Below are 16587 nucleotides of genomic sequence, written 5' to 3'. Positions count from 1 at the left end.
AAAAGCGATCGCGCTAAGACAAATCTTATTGGGCGATCGCTTTTATTTGTTTGTGTTTTTATGCAGATCTCCGCTACTGCTGCGGACTATTTCTTGCTACCAACGACTTGACTGGTAATAGCTTGAATTTCTTGCCCCAATTCTTCCCGTGTCTCTACTTTGAGTAGGTAACGATAGACAAACCAAGCAGAATAACCGATCCCGATTAATTCAAAAGTTGGTGCAAGCAGAGGAATATCATTGAGAGCATCTAAGATTGCCAAAACGACTTTGACAGTGACAAATGCTGCCACAATCAAGAGGACAACAGTAATTGGCTTTTGGTTTTCGTTATAAAACTTGGCAATGTATTCTGGTAGTTCGTCCAGAAAGGCTCTGACTTGAGCGCCGAGTTTTTTCAATTGCGCGTTTGACTGAGGCGCGGGAGGAAGCGCCAAGGTGCCTGCGGGTTCGCTAGCTGGCATTCCTTCAGGTGTGGTGGTGTATTCTTGTTGTTGTATCTGAGATTCCATAGTTTTACCTTGTTTTTGACAATGACTACTTTAATATCGCCGATATAGCAACGGTCTGCATGTTCTACCGGACTGATTAGTTTGAAAATCAAAAAATCAAAACGAGTTCTTTGTTATTGATCAAATATACTTAACTTCCACGGACTACTCGATCGACTTCAAGATAGATAAATCAGATCGAGTTCGTCAGCACTCGGATTGTCATAAGTTGTAAATTAAGTTACTTGACATTGCTAGCAACCGCTTGAGGAAACTCTACTTTAATTTGATTAGGACAAGGTTTTCCGCTTTCAAAATCGCTAATATTGGCAAGGGTAGTCTGGGCAATACTAGTCAGTGCGTCTTTGGTAAAAAAGGCTTGATGACCAGTAATCAGGACGTTGGGGAACGTCAGCAACCGCTGTAATACGTCATCTTGCACGATGGTGTTTGAGAGATCTTCAAAAAAAATATCTCCTTCTTGCTCGTAGACATCTAAACCAAGATATCCAATTTTACCGGATTTTAAGCCTTTAATAGCTGCTTTTGCGTCGATCAACGCTCCACGACTGGTATTAATCAGCATTACACCTGTTTTCATCAAGGCGATCGCTTCAGAATTAACTAAATGGTATGTCTCTGGTGTTAGCGGACAGTGAAGGCTGATAATGTCAGTACGGGCAAATAAGTCCTGAAGCGAGACATACTGCACGCCTAAAGCTTGACAGTCAGGGTTTTGATATTTGTCATACGCTAGCACATGACAGCCGCAAGCATGGAGAATTTGCGCGACGATCGCCCCAATCTTTCCAGTACCAACGATCCCCGCTGTCTTGCCGTGTAAGTCAAAACCCATCAAACCTTCTAGCGAAAAATTCCCCTCGCGCACGCGATAATGAGTGCGGTAAATTTTACGATTCAGGGCAAGAATTATCCCTAGAGTATATTCTGCTACTGCATAGGGTGAGTAGGCTGGCACGCGCACGACTGGTAAACCTAATTCAGTAGCAGCAATGATATCTATGTTGTTATATCCGGCAGCACGCAAAGCAATTAACTTCGTACCGCGATCGGCTAGACAAGTCAAGGTTTGACGATCTAATTGGTCGTTGACAAAGACGCAAACTACTGGATAGTCTTTTGCTAAAATGCTCGTTTCGCAGGTCAGACGAGGTTCAAAAAATGCCAGTTCGTGTTTGTATTCGGCGTTAGCAGTTTCTAAAAAGGTGCGATCGTAGGATTTGGTGCTAAATACAGCAACTTTCATCCTTGTTCCTCTACTCAGTACGTCAACAGTGAAAAGTCAAAAGTTAAAAGTTAAAAGTCAAAAAAGCAAACTTTTAGCTGTTGTGCTGTTGTAAAGATGTCATCCTGATGTGGCAAAGCTGCTTTTCATTGTACTTGAGCCAGCAGTCGTTACAGTTCTTTGCGAACTTATTCGTCATTTGTCATTCGTCATTTGTTAGTAGTTAGTTAACTCTTGCGTCTTGCCGAATGAAGATGAGTGCTGCGATCGCACCCGATGGATTGTATCGTTATTCCCTAACTAGAGTTTGGGACACCGATCTACCATGCATTGGCTTTATTATGCTCAACCCCAGTACGGCAGATGCAACCAAAGACGATCCCACGATTCGTCGCTGTATCAATTTTGCTCGTAACTGGGGATACGGAAGCATAGAAGTAGGCAATTTATTTGCTTACCGCGCCACCGATTGGTTAGTGTTGCGAAGAGTCTTCGATCCGGTTGGCTGCGAGAATGACTCTTATTTAATGCGAATGCAGCAAAGTGTCGAGAAAATTGTCATTGGTTGGGGTAACTATGGTAGTTGGCAACAAAGAGATAAATCCGTACTAGGTTTCTTGAGTCAGGGTCAAGTTTTGCATTGTCTAGGAGTCACCCTACAAGGACAGCCACGTCATCCACTCTATGTTAGAGGGGGTGCAGTCCTAATACCATATCGGGAGCCGGGAGTCGTAGGGGGGGGTTCATGGAAAATTCCTGCGAACAACTAGAAGATCTGCAATTAAACTCGCCCGTACGGGAGTCGGGGAAGAGAGAGTTGCCAAGCTGAGGAAGTTGGGGAAGCTGAGGGAGCAATTCTAGTCACTAGTCACCAGCCGCTAGCCACTGATAACTGATTCAGCCTCCAGCGGCAAATGTAACCAGAATTATTACTGAAAGCAAAATCCCAGGAGTCAAAAGCATTACTAGTGTTAATAGATCGTGGGCGTTCATGATTTTGCTGTTTGATAGCCTTACTTTACTACTCTAATCATTGTGGGGGAAAATTGAATTCTCACCATCGTCAGAGCTATTGATTTAAGATTTCACCTTGTAGAGATGTTACATGTAACGTCTCTACTTTAACCCCATCAAGGGCTGTGCTACTTCTGTCTCAGTGAGTCCCCGGCTTTGAATCAAAACGCCAAATCCGCCTAAACCCATAGGATCGAGCAGTTGATGTAGAGCATCACGCCGCCATAGGACTTGTTGGAGCGATTGGCTTGTGGTTTGAGATAGTGCCGCAATGCGATCGCCCAATCCTAACGCCATCAAAAATAAGCCTTGTTGGGTGAACCCGACTGTTGGCAGTCCGCAGCGATCGCCCCATCGCTGTAGAGCTGTAAAATCAACGTGAGCGGTGATATCTTGTTGTCCGATATTGATATACGGATCGTTGTGGTGATGGTGTTGATAGTAACATTGTAAAGTCCCTTGCGATCGTGCTGGATTGTAGTATCGACTTGCAGGATAACCATAATCAATTGTCAATACATATCCACGCTGCAACTTCTGAGCTACTGCTTGCAACCAGTCTAAAGCAGCCAAATTTACCTCGCTGCGATATCCATCTGGATAGGTAGAAGAAGTTATATCGATGCCAACCAAGTCGAAATATTCTTGCAGTCTGGGTGTAGAAAGTTTCTCTGTAATTTCTGTAAAAGGAGAGTGGCTAGTGGCTAGTGGCTGGTGACTAGAATTGCTACTTCCTTGTCCCCCTTGTTTCCCTTGTCCAACATACACCTCTCGCAGCACACCTCGTTCGATCGCAATTTGATGTACGGGTAGTGCGTCTATGAGTTCGTTGGAAAAGAAACAGCCAGCGATCGAATTATCTGGGATTTCTTCTAGACTGCACCAGCGGATGGATCCCCCCGCCGGCGGCGACCCCCTTAAAAAGGGGGTTGTAGAGAGAACATTGCCCCCCTTCTCAAGGGGGGTTGGGGGGATCGTCTTGCCTCCCTTTTCAAGGGGGGTTGGGGGGATCGTCTTGCCCCCCTTTTCAAGGGGGGTTGGGGGGATCGTCTTGCCCCCCTTCTCAAGGGGGGTTGGGGGGATCGTCTGCTGCTGTAACTCTCGCAAAGCAGGAGACTGCTCGACAATGATGTAGTCCAGTACGGCGAAAAACTCTGGATAATTCAGCTGGACGTATTTGAGTAAATCTAAAACCAAAAAACCTTGACCTGCCCCCATTTCTACTAAAGTAAAGGGCTGAGGTTTTCCTAAGATCTGCCACATTTGAACGAACTGCTCTGCGAGCAACTCGCCAAAATCAGCACCCAGATGGGTAGACGTAAAAAAATCACCCTGCTTGCCCATTTGGACGGCTTTAGTCGTGTAATAGCCGCAAGTCGGGTGATATAGCGCTAATTCCATATACTCAGCAAAAGTGATTCGCTGCTGAGAACTGGAGGCGATCGCACGTCGAATCGCCTGCTTCAACTCTAAATTCGAGTCATCTGTCATTTGTCATTTGTATTGATTATTTTTGACTGACGACTTTTGTACGGGCGGGTTCACTAGTTTGCTCTGACTTTGACAAATATTTTAGGTAAACCCGCCCCTACGACTTACGACTTATTTATCGGTCTACCGATCCCATGATGATGTCAATACTACCCAGGATCGTGACGATATCAGCAACCTTCACGCCTCGGAGGATATGAGGCAGAATTTGCACGTTGTTGAAATCAGCTGCGCGGATTTTCCACCGCCAAGGGAAGACATTATCATCGCCGATAATATAAATGCCTAATTCCCCTTTGCCACTCTCTACACGGATGTAGTGTTCGCCTTTGGGAATCTTGAATGTGGGGGCAACTTTCTTACTGATGTATTGGTAATCAAAACCACTCCATTCAGATTTTGGACCAGCTTGCATCCGCTTGGCTTCCAGGTTTTCGTAGGGTCCACCTGGTAGTCCGGCAATGGCTTGGCGCAGAATTTTCACCGATTCGCGCATTTCCCGAATTCGCACTAAGTAACGCGCAAAGCAATCCCCGGCGGTTTCCCAGTGAACGTCCCAGTCGAAGTCGTCGTAGCATTCGTAGTGGTCAACTTTCCGCAAGTCCCACTTTACGCCACTTGCCCGCAGCATGGGACCGGAAAGCCCCCAGTTAATAGCTTCTTCTCTTGTAATCGTGCCTACACCCTCAACACGACGACGGAAAATCGGGTTGTTGGTGATCAGGCGCTCGTATTCGTCTACTTTGGGCATGAAGTAGTCGCAAAAATCGAGGCACTTATCGATCCAGCCGTAAGGTAGATCGACGGCTACACCACCAATGCGGAAGTAGTTGTTATTCACCATCCGGTAGCCTGTAGCTGCTTCCCAGAGGTCGTAGATCATCTCGCGTTCGCGGAAGATGTAAAAGAAAGGAGTTTGAGCGCCAACATCAGCCATAAACGGACCCAACCAGAGTAAGTGATTGGCAATCCGGTTCAGTTCCAGCATGATGACGCGGATGTAGCTGGCGCGTTTAGGAACGGGAATATCGGCTAATTTTTCGGGGGCGTTGACAGTAACAGCCTCATTGAACATCCCCGCCGCATAATCCCACCGACTCACGTAGGGGACGTACATGATGTTGGTGCGGTTTTCGGCGATTTTTTCCATTCCTCGGTGCAGGTAGCCGATGACGGGTTCGCAATCGACCACATCTTCGCCATCCAGAGTCACGATCAACCGCATCACGCCATGCATGGAGGGGTGATGCGGTCCCATGTTGAGTACCATGGGTTCTGTTCTGGTTTCTATCCTTGCCATATGTTTAGCGATCGCTCCTTGACCAATCAGTTATCAGTTAGTAGTAGAGACGTTACATGTAACGTCTCTACTACTAACCACTAACCAGTTTTATTGCGTTTCTTTAATAATTATAAGAATTGACGGCTCCGAAAAAGTTTTATAAACCACTGATATTCATAAACTTTGGCAACTGCTGGTATAGATGGTTTAGCTGCCGATCGCCACTTGCTGCTCGTCAGTCTGTCGCAGGCAAATCCGTAAATGACTTGCCGTTCCTTGGCGATCGCGCACGACGGTTGCCGTCAAGAATGCGTCATAGGGTTCCCATTTGTGAGGTTGGATGCGGACTTGCCAGTTTTGCAGTCGGTCAATTTGATAGCATAGTCGATTGAGTTGAGAACGAAAGGATGAGCGATCGCCTCGTTCGACAAACAAGACAAGTGGTTTGCCAACTAAGTATTCTGGCGCTGCATTCAGTAGACTAACAGCAGCACGGTTAGCTTCGAGAATCACTCCCGCAGCATTGGTGACAAAATAGCCATCTGGAGCCAATTCAAATAAATCTTGGTAGCGTTGGCGCTCCTGCTCGACTAAAAATCTAGCTGCTGCCAATTCTTCATTTTGCTGCCGCAGCTCCTCAATAGCAACATAAATCTCTTCTAGAGAACAACTGAGTTCTCTAAAAGATTCTGCCAGTAACTCCGCTGGCGACCAAGCTGGCTCTTTTGCACGAATATACAAATTTTCTAAGCGACGGCACATTGCTTCTAACTGAATCGTTAGCTCGCCCGTGTTCTCAGCAAACTTATTTGAATTGATTGGCATAGTCTGCGAAAATAGCAATTTTTCTACAACACTTTAACTCGCAAGTATGACATTTGCTATATAAAACAAAACAACAACAACTTCTGACCTCCTATCTCATAGCGGTTTTCAATTGGATGCAATACACGTCTGGTAGGGGCGCTTTCTCTGTGCGCCCCTACAAATGTCATCCATACAATCGAGAATTGCTATCAATACTTTTCGGTTAAGGCAAGATCCCCCCTAACCCTGCCTTATAAAGGGAGCGAGAGAAAGTTGCACATTGGACAAAAATCTCCAGAAACCCACCCTTTCCATGCAGCAAAACCATGAAAATTCAAGTCATCAATCCCAATACCACAGCTAGCATGACCCAAAAAATCGGGTTAGCAGCAAAAGCCGTTGCAAGTCCTGACACTGAGATTATTGCTTGCAACCCAACTATGGGACCAGTTTCGATCGAAGGACATTACGATGAAGCACTTAGCGTAGTTGGCTTACTTGAAGAAATTCACCAAGGAGAAGCAACTGGGGTAGATGGTTATGTCATCGCTTGTTTTGGCGATCCTGGCTTGCTGGCTGCCCGCGAACTAGCACGGGGTCCCGTCCTCGGTATTGCGGAAGCGGCGATGCACGCTGCGAGTTTTGTGACTACTGGATTTTCCATCGTTACCACCCTCAAACGCACGCAAGTCATTGCTCGGCAATTAGTAGAAAACTACGGTATGAGTCGCTTTTGTCGTAATATTCGCGCGATCGATCTCCCCGTGTTGGAACTGGAGATTGCAGGATCTCCAGCTCGCAAGACAATTATTCAAGAGTGTAAATCTGCCCTAGCTGAAGATGACTGTGGGGCGATCGTTTTAGGATGTGGTGGTATGGCTGACCTACCTGCTGAAATTAGCGGCGAGATTGGTATTCCCGTCATTGATGGTGTTACTGCTGCTGTCAAATTTGTAGAAGCTTTGGTAAGTTTGGGTTTAAGTACTAGCAAAGTTGGCGATCTAGCATATCCCATTCCTAAACCCTATACTGGTATGCTTGCCCCTTTTGCTCCCAAAAAGTAACAGCGATCGCCTTTAACTTTCGCTCGAACTGGCTTTGTAAGCAGCCCACCCACCAAGATGCGAAATATCAGTCCAATTGTATTTTTCAATTAATTCTTTCGGATAAAGAAATGCTGTCAAGACTTCTCCATCCTCTAGAACAATATCGCTTGCATACATATTTGGTGGCTCGTTTGCCGACAAATATTCAAACTGCTCTTTCGTCATTTCATAGACTTCCCCAGGAATAGAAATTCCACCTTCTGCGACTTCATAAATCGCCGGATGCCAACCGTCACCAGCAGCGTGAAGGCGATAGCGGGGTTGAGTTGCTGCTGTTTTGACAAACTTTGCTGACTGAAGATTTTGATGATCTGGTTGTCCGCGCAATGCCGAACCACAAATAAAAACTTTTCTGTTTTCTGAGGTTGTTTTCATGTTGAGGGGGAATTGGTAATTGGTAATTGGTAGTTGGTAATTGGTAGTTGGTAGTTGGTAGTTAGTAGTTGGTAGTTAGTATTTATTAGACCTCCTGCGTGAATACTTGAATTGTCATCCATACGCGAAGCGAAACATCTGGGAGATTCTTCACTACACTGCGTTGCGTACCCTTCGGGAAGGCTTCGCCAACAGAATGACATCCATGATTTTTTGATTCATGCAGGAGGTCTATTGATTACTAGCCACTAGCCACTAGCTACTAGCCACTCTTCACTACTCACTACTCACTTTCGTTTGCTGTAATTGCTCGACTTCTTGTACGACTCGCGCTTTACTTGCTCTTAAGTGGGCAACCATTGCCTCGACTGCCGCTTTTTCATCTCGCTGCTGTATGGGTTGATAAATTTGTCGATGTTCTGTACGAATTTCTAATACATTGGGATTGTGTTTGGTTGTCTGAATCCTTAACAGTTGCATTTGATCGAAGACTCGATCTAACAGGGAGACCAGCCAGGGATTGCCGGAACTCTGCGCTAATAACCGATGAAAGCGGTAGTCAATATCTAACAAGCGAAAGCTAGTCAGTTGTGTAGGTTTACTATTTACTATCTTTTCTGCTTGCTCAACCATGCTTTCAAGTTCTTGCAGTTGCATTTCTGTCGCATGATGACAGGCTCCCCGGACAGATAATTCCTCCAAAGCAATTCGACAATCGTACAATTGCATTGCATCCACAATTGATATCGTCGCAACCCGCAAGACTCCATCTAGGTCGCTTGTAGCTAGATTTTCATGCTGAAGTAAGCGAATTGCTTCTCTAATCGGCGTTCGACTTACCTGAAGCTTGTTCGCTAATTTGGTTTCTACTAGTCGCTCTCCTGGTGCTAGTTCCCCTGAGAGTATGGCATTCCGCAACGCCTGATATGCTTGTTCTTGTAGCGATCGCTGTCGCTGGAGCGACTGAGGAGACAGGGACAAAGCGGGACTCCTTAGCATCTGTCTGAAGAGGGATATTTTAGCTATTCTTATTTTATGTTTTTGACGGCACGATCTTCCTTAACTGTATTTGTACGTGTTATTGAGGAAGAAGTTAGGCGATCGAGCCAGAATGAATATTGTGTGGCTAGCTCCTGACCTCTTCATCAGCTTTGCATACAGTATACAATTTTTTCTCCTGAGGAGCATGAGTTTTTGCTAGCGATCGCCACCCTCAATTATTAAATAGATATTCTTAATTATCGAGATCCCTCGCCTGAGATAGACATGCTCTTTCTCTCGGGGGAGATTGTAGTCCAACATACAGTTTATTTTTTCGATTTATTCTTATATATCATCGTATACAGCATACACATTTATCAGCTAGACTTTTGAGTCCAAACGTGCGTACCTGCTGATGAGTAAAGTGCAAAGATAAGAGCGAACTACTGTTACCGCTTTTCTAGCATCGCCCGTTCGCAGCAGGATTGAGTCAAGCTAGCAATTGCACTACAGAACTAATCATGACAACAACTGGAGTTAGACAAGAATTCCTCCAAACGAGTTCAGCAACGCAACAAGCCTTAGCTGATGCGGCGGCTGGCGTATCGTTGCGATCGGTGACGAAGAAATACGGCTCGTTTACAGCAGTTGAAAATTTGACCTTAGATATTCCCGCCGGAAACTACTGCTGTTTATTAGGTCCGAGTGGATGCGGCAAAACAACAGCACTGAGAACGATCGCGGGACATGAAGAAGTCACTAGCGGAGATATTTTAATTGGCGATCGCCGCGTCAATGACATTCCAGCAGCGAAACGCAATACTTCGATGATGTTCCAAAGCTATGCCTTGTTTCCACATAAAAGCATTTGGGAAAACGTCGAGTTTGGCTTGAAAATGCGTAAACTCCCAGAACAAGAACGCCGTACCAGAGTGGGAGAAATGCTAGAAATGGTAGGTTTGAGCCATGTTGCCGAGCGCAAACCGAATATGCTCAGCGGCGGACAACAGCAGCGGATCGCCTTAGCGAGAGCCTTAGCCACCCGTCCCCAGGTGTTGATGTTGGACGAACCTTTAAGCGCCTTGGATGAAAACTTAAGAGTTAAGATGCGGACGGAGTTGCGCCGAATTCAGAAACAATTTGGCATGACCTTCATTCAGGTGACTCACCACGTTGAAGAAGCTTTTTCTCTTTCAGATATGGTGGTGGTGATGACCCACGGACGGATCGATCAAGTTGCTACACCTTCAGAACTTTTCAACACTCCTGCTTCCCAGTTTGTAGCCAAATTTATGGGAGACAACAATATCTTTACAGGTAAAGTTGTCAACAGCGTTGCCGATACGAGTTTGGATTTAATTCAACTGGGAGTAGAAGGCATTGGCACTTTATTTTGTCGCGGCTACGCTGCACCAGTAGGATCTATAGCAGCGTGTTCGATCCGTCCCGATTTAATGCAGATCGAGCCTTATTTGCCTACTGTTCCTATTCAGTCTTCTCTGACTGCCAATCAAATTACTGCTCGGATTGTTGCTGTAGAAATGACGGGTTTTGTGACGCGAGTTTCCTTGATGGCAGAAGCCACAGGGCAAGAAATATTATACAAAGCCCGTACAACTGATTGGGATGCAAATGCACTTACAGAAGGACAATTAGTCGTACTTAGTTGGTCGAAAGATAACTGCGTTTTCTTAGCCGCATAAAAAAGTCAAAAGTGAAAAGTGAAAAGTCAAAACGGCTTTGTTCTATTCTGCTTAGACTTAATAATGATGGCAGCAATAATGTTCATTAGCTCATTTATCTCACTTAGTAGAGACAGCAATCTTCTTTCGGGAACAATGGCAGTAGCAACGATTAGTTTGAGCCAGTATCTAGTTTCCCTAGCTTCTTTTAAGGCAATTTCTAGTTTGTGGATAAAATCAGCAGGACTTTGTGCTGCTCTAGATTCCTCAACATTTGCCCCAATGGAAGTTCCCGACCGAATAAGCTGCTTTGATATTTCCCTTGCCACCCCCGATATTTTATGCAAAAAACTGCACAGCTTAACAACGCGAATAGAAAACTGAAAAGCGCGATCGCAAATATCAAAAGGCGGTGTCATATCTTTCTAAGAGAGGCGATCGCACCATCTTAACTTTTGACTTTTAACTTTTGACTTTTGATTTTGTAAAGTTATGGGAAAAATTAGTCGGCGCAAGTTGCTTAAAACAGGTTTGGCAGCAGGGGGAACTGCGATCGCGGCTGCTAGTTGTTCCAATCGCAGTCCAACAGTTATTACTAACAAACTTCAAGATGTAACGCTGCGATTAATTGGCACAGGTGCGGCACAAATTAACGATATTCGCGTCCAAGCAGAGAAAGATTTGGGTTTCAAAATTCAAATGCGGGCGTTGAGTACGGCAGAAAACATTCAAATTGCCATTACTCAACCCAAACAATACGATATTTTTGACGGTGAATATTTTGCCTTACCATTAGTTGCTCCTTCTGGTAATCTTCAGCCAATTGATATTAGGAAAATCAAAGAATTCGATAAAATTACGCCGATCTTCACGACTGGAGAATTATATCCAGGGGCAAGAGTCAATACCTCTCAAGGAACGGCTCCACGCAAAGTCATGTTTCTGAAAGGCAAGGATTCGACTGAATTTGCTTCAGAACCAACTGACTGGGCGACGATGATTCCATTTCAGTACAACGCCGATACGCTGGGATATCGTCCTGATTTAGTAAGCAAGAAAATCGAGTCTTGGGCAGATTTATTTGACCCACAATTTAAAGGCAAAACATCTCTGCTCGATATTCCTTCCATTGGCATTATGGATGCAGCAATGGTGATGGAAGCCACAGGACAGATGAAGTTTGGCGATAAAGGTAACATGACCAGAGAAGAACTCGACAAGGTGACTAACCTTTTAATCGAGCAAAAGCAAGCTGGGCAATTTCGTGCCTTTTGGAAGACCTTTGATGAGTCCGTCAACCTGATGTCATCTGGGGAAGTGGTGCTGCAATCGATGTGGTCGCCTGCGGTGACTGCTGTGAGAGCAAGGGGAATCCCTTGCGTTTATGCACCCTTGAAGGAAGGTTATCGCGGTTGGGGTGGCGGTTTGGGTTTGTCGAAGAATCTTTCGGGAATAAAACTAGACGCTGCTTACGAGTACCTCAACTGGATGTTAGACGGTTGGGTAGGCGGATTCCTCTCGCGTCAAGGTTACTACAGTGCTGCTCCCCAAAATGCCAGAAAGTTTATGAAGCCGGAAGAATGGGACTTTTGGTATGAAGGCAAACCTGCGGCGATTGACATTATCGATCCCTTTGGTAAAAAGATCGAGTCTAAAGGTGCGGTGCGCGATGGTGGTTCGTTTACAGAACGAATGGGTAATGTCGTCTGTTGGAACTCTTTCATGCAGCAGCAAGTATATCTCGTTTATAAGTGGACTGAGTTTATTGTGGCGTAATCAGTTATTCAGTTATCACGTACCACGCACCACTTTCTATGAACAACTCAAAAACTTTACGCAATTATTTGTTGGTAGCTCCACAAACATTGGTTTTTCTACTATTTTTGGTGTTGCCAATTATCGCGATCGCAATTGTCAGTTTTTGGAATTTTAATGGCTTTGCGATGACCCCAGGATTTACTTTAAATAACTACTTGGGAATTTTTAGTTCGAGAGTTTACTTGTCAACTTATCTCAATACCTTTAAATTTGCTTTTCTCGTTTGGTTGATTTGCTTGTTGATTAGCTATCCAGTTGCTTACTTTTTGGCTTTTCACATTAAAAGTCCGAAATGGCAGACGATTTTATTTTTAATTTGTACTGTACCCTTTCTGACATCAAACATTATTCGGATGATTTCTTGGATTCCATTTTTAGGGAGAGAGGGATTAATTAATCAGGCATTAATGGGCTTAGGTATAACTAATCAGCCAGTGGAAATTTTTCTATTTTCTGATTTTTCTGTAATTCTGGCGATGGTGCATCTCTACTGTTTATTTATGGTTGCACCGATATTTAATAGCATGATGCGAATCGATCGCTCTTTGGTAACGGCATCTGAGGATTTAGGATCTTCTCCATTTCAAATTCAAAAAGAAATTATCCTGCCTTTATCTGCTTCGGGAATTGCGATCGGTTCGATTTTTGTGGTGACGTTGGTGATGGGAGAATTTGCCACGATGCGGATTATGAGTGGTGGTAAGTCTTCTTCTGTTGGCTATTTAATTAAGAACCAACTCGATAGCTTGCAGTATCCCCTAGCCGCAGCAAATGCAGTCGTGTTATTGATTGTTACGCTGATAATTGTATTTGCCATTTTGCGCGTAGTTGATATTCGCAAAGAATTGTAAAAAGTCGAATTTCAAAAGTTAAAAGTCAAAAAACAAAATGACTAACTACCAGCTACCAACTATAACTCTTCACTGATAACTGGTCACTGGTCACCGATCTCTACTCCCTATTCCCCATAATTAAATATGGCTGAAAAAAAACGATCGCTTTCTTACTATCTACTAGCAGGATTTTTCGGATTATTTGTCTTATTCCTTTACGGTCCGATGTCGGCTATTTTTCTCCTCTCGTTGCAGGGACCAGAAGGACAATTGACTTTTCCAATGCGGGGTTTTAGTTTTCATTGGCTCAAAGCAGTATTTGAACCGCAGCGGGTAGGAAATTTTGTCGATGGATTTGGGCGATCGCTTTGGCTAGGGTTAATTGTCATGCTAATTACAGTTGTCTTTAGTGTGATGGCAGGACTAGCATTTCGTCGGAAGTTTTTCGGCTCAAATCTGATTTTTTACCTGACAATTTCTAGCTTAATAGTCCCTAGCATTCTAGTCTCATTAGGAATTGGAATTTTGTTTAGTATAGTTGGGTTAGATAATCAGTGGTATTCTTCAGCACTTGCCGGACATTTAACCTGGACGCTACCTTTTGCCTTTTTAATTATGTTAGGAATATTTGGTCGGTTTAACCCTGCATATGAAGAAGCTGCCCGCGATTTAGGAGCGAGTGACACGACAACATTTTGGCAAATTGTCTTTCCTCTAATTGCCTCTAGCGTCATTGGTGTAGGGTTACTAGGATTTACACTTTCCTACGATGAGTTTACCCGCACATCATTAATTTCTGGAGAGACTAACACCTTGCCATTAGAAATTTTTGGTATGACAACAAACGTCACTTCTCCCGCACTCTATGCCCTGGGAACATTGACAACTTTATTTTCTTTTGCTTTGATTGCGATCGCATTAGTGGCAATTAATTACCTATCGCGACAGCAAACAAGATGAAGATGTTTCATTCGATCGCAAATCGGGCAAGATAATATTACAACCAGCGAGATACACAAATGTTTCGGTCATTTTTAGCTTGGACTTCCGAAAACAACACTTGCAGGTTACGATTAAACGTAGCGTTACCCAAATTGGGTATCGATGTTGAATTGTTCAAAGTTTATGGACGTAGATCGAAGTCCATCCCCCCACAGTAGTATTCTCCTCTGAGCTGAGCGAACTAGTCTCTCAGAGTAGGGGAGACTTAGGAGGTGTTTATGCTCACTCAAGAAGGACGTATTGCCCTAACCGATATTACCGATCTCAACTTACTTAAAGCAGAATTAAACCGTTTGCCCCCTGTAGATGCAGGGGATTATATTGCGGAACTTTCTCCCCAGCAACAAGCGATCGCCTTTCGCTTGCTGAATAAAAATCAGGCGATCGCGGTATTTGAATACTTACCTCAAGAAGTGCAGGAAGAATTAATCGGTTCTCTGCATGATGCCCAGGTATTTCACCTGGTAGAGTCCATGAGTCCTGACGACAGGGCAGAGTTGTTTGACGAGTTACCTGCTGGTGTTGTCAAGCGGCTGCTACAACAACTTAGTGCGGAAGAACGGCAAGCCACAGCAACGATTTTAGGCTATCCCGAAGGCACGGCAGGACGGGTGATGACGACGGAATACGTCCGCCTGCGCCAAGGTTTAACTGTAGGAGAAGCCCTCAATAAAATTCGACGCAATGACGAAGATAAAGAGACGATTTACTATGCCTACGTCACCGACGATAATCGCAAACTGGTGAGCGTAGTTTCCTTGCGACAATTATTATTTACTATCCCCGATGTTCTCATTCGCGAAATTGCCAGTCAGCGTGTCGTGCGAGTCAGAACCGACACACCGCAAGCAGAAGCCGCCCAGTTGATGAAACGCTACGACTTGATCGCCATCCCAGTCGTAGATCGGGAGGATCGCTTGGTAGGAATTATCACCGTTGACGACGTGGTAGATATTTTAGAAGAGGAAGCCACGGCAGATATTCAAAAATTAGCAGGGGTCAGTGGTGGTGACGAAGCGGCTTTATCTCCGCCTCAGGTAACGATCCGCAAGCGATTGCCTTGGCTGTTAGCAAATATTGGGTTATATGTTGGGGCAGCCAGCGCGATCGCACCTTTTCAACAGGTGATTTCTGTAGTGCCAGTGTTAGCCGTAATTATGCCGATTTTATCTAACACGAGTGGCAATGTTGCCATACAAGCTTTGTCGGTGACGGTACGCGGACTTGGTGTAGGCGAAGTGACACCTCTAGATACGTTAAAAATTCTCCGTAAAGAGATCTTGGCTGGGCTAGGAACAGCCTTAGCTTTGGCGATCGCTTTGGGGATTCTGTCCTTAATTTGGTCGCCGCCTCAAGAACGCTGGGTTGCTATTGTTGCTGCCTCGGTGATGGCAATTAACGTATTTGTAGCGGCAAGTTTAGGGACAATGCTACCGATGGGATTAAAGCGATTGAAACTCGATCCGGCATTGATCAGCGGTCCCCTACTCACAACTATTCTGGATGCCGTCGGGTTTTTAACTTTCCTCTCATTAATTTCTTTAGCTTTACGGATGGTGGCAAAATGACAGCAGCATTAATTCTAGTCGCTGGTGCAACAGGTGGAGTCGGACAGTTAGCAGTTGCTAAAGCACTGGAAAAAGGTTTTACCGTGCGCGTCCTCACCCGTCAAGCTGACAAAGCCAAGCAGATGTTTGGCGATCGCGTAGAAATTGCCGTAGGCGATATTCGTCAACCCAACACCCTACCAGCAGCAGTACAGAACGTTACCCATATTATTTGTTGTACTGGTACGACTGCCTTTCCTTCTGCCAAGTGGGATTTTCAAAACTTCTTCTCAGCCCAAAATAGTCCGCAGCAGGTTGATGCTGTGGGTGTGAAAAATTTGGTTGCAGCTGCACCGCAAGATTTGCAAAGGTTTGTTTTTGTTTCTTCTTGTGGTGTCTTACGCAAAAAGCAATTTCCTTTTAGTATTCTCAATGCCTTTGGCGTACTTGATGCCAAGCAGGAAGGAGAAGAGGCGATCGCGACTTCGGGTTTGCCTTACACGATTATCCGCCCAGGGCGTTTAATTGATAGTCCTTACACTTCTTATGACCTGAATACATTATTAAAGGCGACAACTGACGGCAAATTAGCTGTTGTTGTAGGTACGGGCGATACCTTGGTAGGGGATACTAGCAGAATAGATGTAGCTACCGCTTGCGTAGAGTGTATATCTGACCCCGTAACAGTCAACAAGACTTTTGAAATTGTTAATTCTGGTGCAAGACCGGAAATCACTGATTGGGAAGCGCTGTTTGCTCAGTTAAATTAATTTCTATGCGAACTTTTTTCTTAGCCCCCTTAATAAGGGGGTTGGGGGATCGAAAAACTACGCCAATGACTCAAAGATCCCCCCTAACCCCCTTTATGAAAGGGGGAGACAAGAGAAAATCGAAAAACTACGCCAATGACTC

At 44.8% G+C, this 16587-nt stretch carries 17 protein-coding genes; 8 read left to right on the top strand and 9 right to left on the bottom strand.

Translation table 11 applies throughout. The annotated features are described in order from the left end of the window. Positions 1–86: 86 nt before the first annotated feature. Both CHRO_RS04805 and CHRO_RS04800 read right to left on the bottom strand, forming a co-directional pair. Entirely contained in the window at positions 87–512 is a 426-nt protein-coding gene (locus CHRO_RS04805; RefSeq protein WP_015153055.1) for a CAAD domain-containing protein, read from the bottom strand. Between the two features lie 220 nt (positions 513–732). Beyond that, positions 733–1758, bottom strand: a complete 1026-nt coding sequence (locus CHRO_RS04800) for a 2-hydroxyacid dehydrogenase (protein ID WP_015153054.1) — start codon at positions 1756–1758, stop codon at positions 733–735. A gap of 227 nt (positions 1759–1985) precedes the next feature. Between CHRO_RS04800 and CHRO_RS04795 the strand changes: the two genes are divergently transcribed. After that, positions 1986–2507, top strand: coding sequence for a DUF1643 domain-containing protein (locus CHRO_RS04795; RefSeq protein ID WP_051033167.1), 522 nt, complete (start codon positions 1986–1988; stop codon positions 2505–2507). Between the two features lie 346 nt (positions 2508–2853). Here the strand turns inward: CHRO_RS04795 and CHRO_RS04790 are convergent, their stop codons facing one another. From CHRO_RS04790 to CHRO_RS04780, 3 genes are all read right to left on the bottom strand, one after another. Further along, positions 2854–4242: an SAM-dependent methyltransferase gene (locus CHRO_RS04790; RefSeq protein WP_015153051.1), complete on the bottom strand. Its 1389-nt coding sequence runs from the start codon at positions 4240–4242 to the stop codon at positions 2854–2856. Positions 4243–4357: 115 nt separating this feature from the next. Continuing rightward, on the bottom strand, positions 4358–5542 hold the full coding sequence (locus tag CHRO_RS04785) for an NAD(P)H-quinone oxidoreductase subunit H (protein WP_015153050.1): 1185 nt from the start codon (positions 5540–5542) through the stop codon (positions 4358–4360). Between the two features lie 189 nt (positions 5543–5731). Beyond that, positions 5732–6349, bottom strand: coding sequence for a PAS domain-containing protein (locus CHRO_RS04780; RefSeq protein WP_015153049.1), 618 nt, complete (start codon positions 6347–6349; stop codon positions 5732–5734). Between the two features lie 308 nt (positions 6350–6657). Between CHRO_RS04780 and CHRO_RS04775 the strand changes: the two genes are divergently transcribed. After that, positions 6658–7395: an aspartate/glutamate racemase family protein gene (locus CHRO_RS04775; RefSeq protein ID WP_015153048.1), complete on the top strand. Its 738-nt coding sequence runs from the start codon at positions 6658–6660 to the stop codon at positions 7393–7395. Positions 7396–7407: 12 nt separating this feature from the next. On the opposite strand, the gene CHRO_RS04770 is transcribed toward CHRO_RS04775, so the two are convergent. The 3 genes from CHRO_RS04770 to CHRO_RS04765 form a co-directional block, all read right to left on the bottom strand. Further along, positions 7408–7812 carry an allophanate hydrolase-related protein gene (locus tag CHRO_RS04770; protein WP_015153047.1) on the bottom strand — a complete coding sequence of 135 codons (405 nt, stop codon included), beginning with the start codon at positions 7810–7812 and terminating at the stop codon, positions 7408–7410. Then, on the bottom strand, positions 7809–7934 hold the full coding sequence (locus CHRO_RS34200) for a hypothetical protein (RefSeq protein ID WP_256498688.1): 126 nt from the start codon (positions 7932–7934) through the stop codon (positions 7809–7811). Before CHRO_RS34200 ends, CHRO_RS04770 begins: the two co-directional genes overlap by 4 nt. A 154-nt stretch (positions 7935–8088) precedes the next feature. Continuing rightward, the gene (locus CHRO_RS04765; protein ID WP_015153046.1) at positions 8089–8811 is read right to left on the bottom strand and encodes a GntR family transcriptional regulator; all 723 of its coding nucleotides are present in this window, start codon (positions 8809–8811) and stop codon (positions 8089–8091) included. A 503-nt stretch (positions 8812–9314) separates the two neighbouring features. On the opposite strand from CHRO_RS04765, the gene CHRO_RS04760 reads away from it, so the two are divergent. Further along, positions 9315–10496: an ABC transporter ATP-binding protein gene (locus tag CHRO_RS04760; protein ID WP_015153044.1), complete on the top strand. Its 1182-nt coding sequence runs from the start codon at positions 9315–9317 to the stop codon at positions 10494–10496. Positions 10497–10522: 26 nt separating this feature from the next. Here CHRO_RS04760 and CHRO_RS04755 read toward each other — a convergent pair whose 3' ends face one another. Next, positions 10523–10894, bottom strand: coding sequence for a four helix bundle protein (locus CHRO_RS04755; protein WP_015153043.1), 372 nt, complete (start codon positions 10892–10894; stop codon positions 10523–10525). Between the two features lie 73 nt (positions 10895–10967). On the opposite strand from CHRO_RS04755, the gene CHRO_RS04750 reads away from it, so the two are divergent. The 5 genes from CHRO_RS04750 to CHRO_RS04730 all read left to right on the top strand — a co-directional run bounded on the left by CHRO_RS04750 (position 10968) and on the right by CHRO_RS04730 (position 16445). After that, positions 10968–12251 carry an ABC transporter substrate-binding protein gene (locus tag CHRO_RS04750; protein ID WP_015153042.1) on the top strand — a complete coding sequence of 428 codons (1284 nt, stop codon included), beginning with the start codon at positions 10968–10970 and terminating at the stop codon, positions 12249–12251. A gap of 38 nt (positions 12252–12289) precedes the next feature. Beyond that, positions 12290–13144 carry an ABC transporter permease gene (locus CHRO_RS04745; RefSeq protein ID WP_015153041.1) on the top strand — a complete coding sequence of 285 codons (855 nt, stop codon included), beginning with the start codon at positions 12290–12292 and terminating at the stop codon, positions 13142–13144. Positions 13145–13270: 126 nt separating this feature from the next. Further along, complete coding sequence (locus CHRO_RS04740; protein WP_015153040.1) at positions 13271–14086, top strand: ABC transporter permease; 816 nt, start codon at positions 13271–13273, stop codon at positions 14084–14086. Positions 14087–14346: 260 nt separating this feature from the next. Further along, on the top strand, positions 14347–15696 hold the full coding sequence (mgtE, locus tag CHRO_RS04735) for a magnesium transporter (RefSeq protein ID WP_015153039.1): 1350 nt from the start codon (positions 14347–14349) through the stop codon (positions 15694–15696). Then, the gene (locus CHRO_RS04730; protein ID WP_015153038.1) at positions 15693–16445 is read left to right on the top strand and encodes an SDR family oxidoreductase; all 753 of its coding nucleotides are present in this window, start codon (positions 15693–15695) and stop codon (positions 16443–16445) included. The genes mgtE and CHRO_RS04730 overlap by 4 nt, the downstream gene beginning before the upstream one ends. Positions 16446–16587: the final 142 nt, after the last annotated feature.

It is taken from the genome of Chroococcidiopsis thermalis PCC 7203, from assembly GCF_000317125.1.
GTDB classification, from domain to species: domain Bacteria; phylum Cyanobacteriota; class Cyanobacteriia; order Cyanobacteriales; family Chroococcidiopsidaceae; genus Chroococcidiopsis; species Chroococcidiopsis thermalis.
Note: the sequence above shows the minus strand (reverse complement) of the source record. Positions and strands in the feature narration are given on the sequence as shown.

Bases quoted from the DNA above. Each gene is read 5' to 3' on its own strand.
- CHRO_RS04755 (WP_015153043.1), bottom strand. From the start codon at position 10,894: ATGACACCGCCTTTTGATATTTGCGATCGCGCTTTTCAGTTTTCTATT.
- CHRO_RS04750 (WP_015153042.1), top strand. From the start codon at position 10,968: ATGGGAAAAATTAGTCGGCGCAAGTTGCTTAAAACAGGTTTGGCAGCA.
- CHRO_RS04775 (WP_015153048.1), top strand. From the start codon at position 6,658: ATGAAAATTCAAGTCATCAATCCCAATACCACAGCTAGCATGACCCAA.
- mgtE (WP_015153039.1), top strand. From the start codon at position 14,347: ATGCTCACTCAAGAAGGACGTATTGCCCTAACCGATATTACCGATCTC.
- CHRO_RS04785 (WP_015153050.1), bottom strand. From the start codon at position 5,542: ATGGCAAGGATAGAAACCAGAACAGAACCCATGGTACTCAACATGGGA.
- CHRO_RS04805 (WP_015153055.1), bottom strand. From the start codon at position 512: ATGGAATCTCAGATACAACAACAAGAATACACCACCACACCTGAAGGA.
- CHRO_RS04760 (WP_015153044.1), top strand. From the start codon at position 9,315: ATGACAACAACTGGAGTTAGACAAGAATTCCTCCAAACGAGTTCAGCA.
- CHRO_RS34200 (WP_256498688.1), bottom strand. From the start codon at position 7,934: ATGGATGACAATTCAAGTATTCACGCAGGAGGTCTAATAAATACTAAC.
- CHRO_RS04730 (WP_015153038.1), top strand. From the start codon at position 15,693: ATGACAGCAGCATTAATTCTAGTCGCTGGTGCAACAGGTGGAGTCGGA.
- CHRO_RS04780 (WP_015153049.1), bottom strand. From the start codon at position 6,349: ATGCCAATCAATTCAAATAAGTTTGCTGAGAACACGGGCGAGCTAACG.
- CHRO_RS04765 (WP_015153046.1), bottom strand. From the start codon at position 8,811: ATGCTAAGGAGTCCCGCTTTGTCCCTGTCTCCTCAGTCGCTCCAGCGA.
- CHRO_RS04795 (WP_051033167.1), top strand. From the start codon at position 1,986: ATGAAGATGAGTGCTGCGATCGCACCCGATGGATTGTATCGTTATTCC.
- CHRO_RS04745 (WP_015153041.1), top strand. From the start codon at position 12,290: ATGAACAACTCAAAAACTTTACGCAATTATTTGTTGGTAGCTCCACAA.
- CHRO_RS04800 (WP_015153054.1), bottom strand. From the start codon at position 1,758: ATGAAAGTTGCTGTATTTAGCACCAAATCCTACGATCGCACCTTTTTA.
- CHRO_RS04770 (WP_015153047.1), bottom strand. From the start codon at position 7,812: ATGAAAACAACCTCAGAAAACAGAAAAGTTTTTATTTGTGGTTCGGCA.
- CHRO_RS04790 (WP_015153051.1), bottom strand. From the start codon at position 4,242: ATGACAGATGACTCGAATTTAGAGTTGAAGCAGGCGATTCGACGTGCG.
- CHRO_RS04740 (WP_015153040.1), top strand. From the start codon at position 13,271: ATGGCTGAAAAAAAACGATCGCTTTCTTACTATCTACTAGCAGGATTT.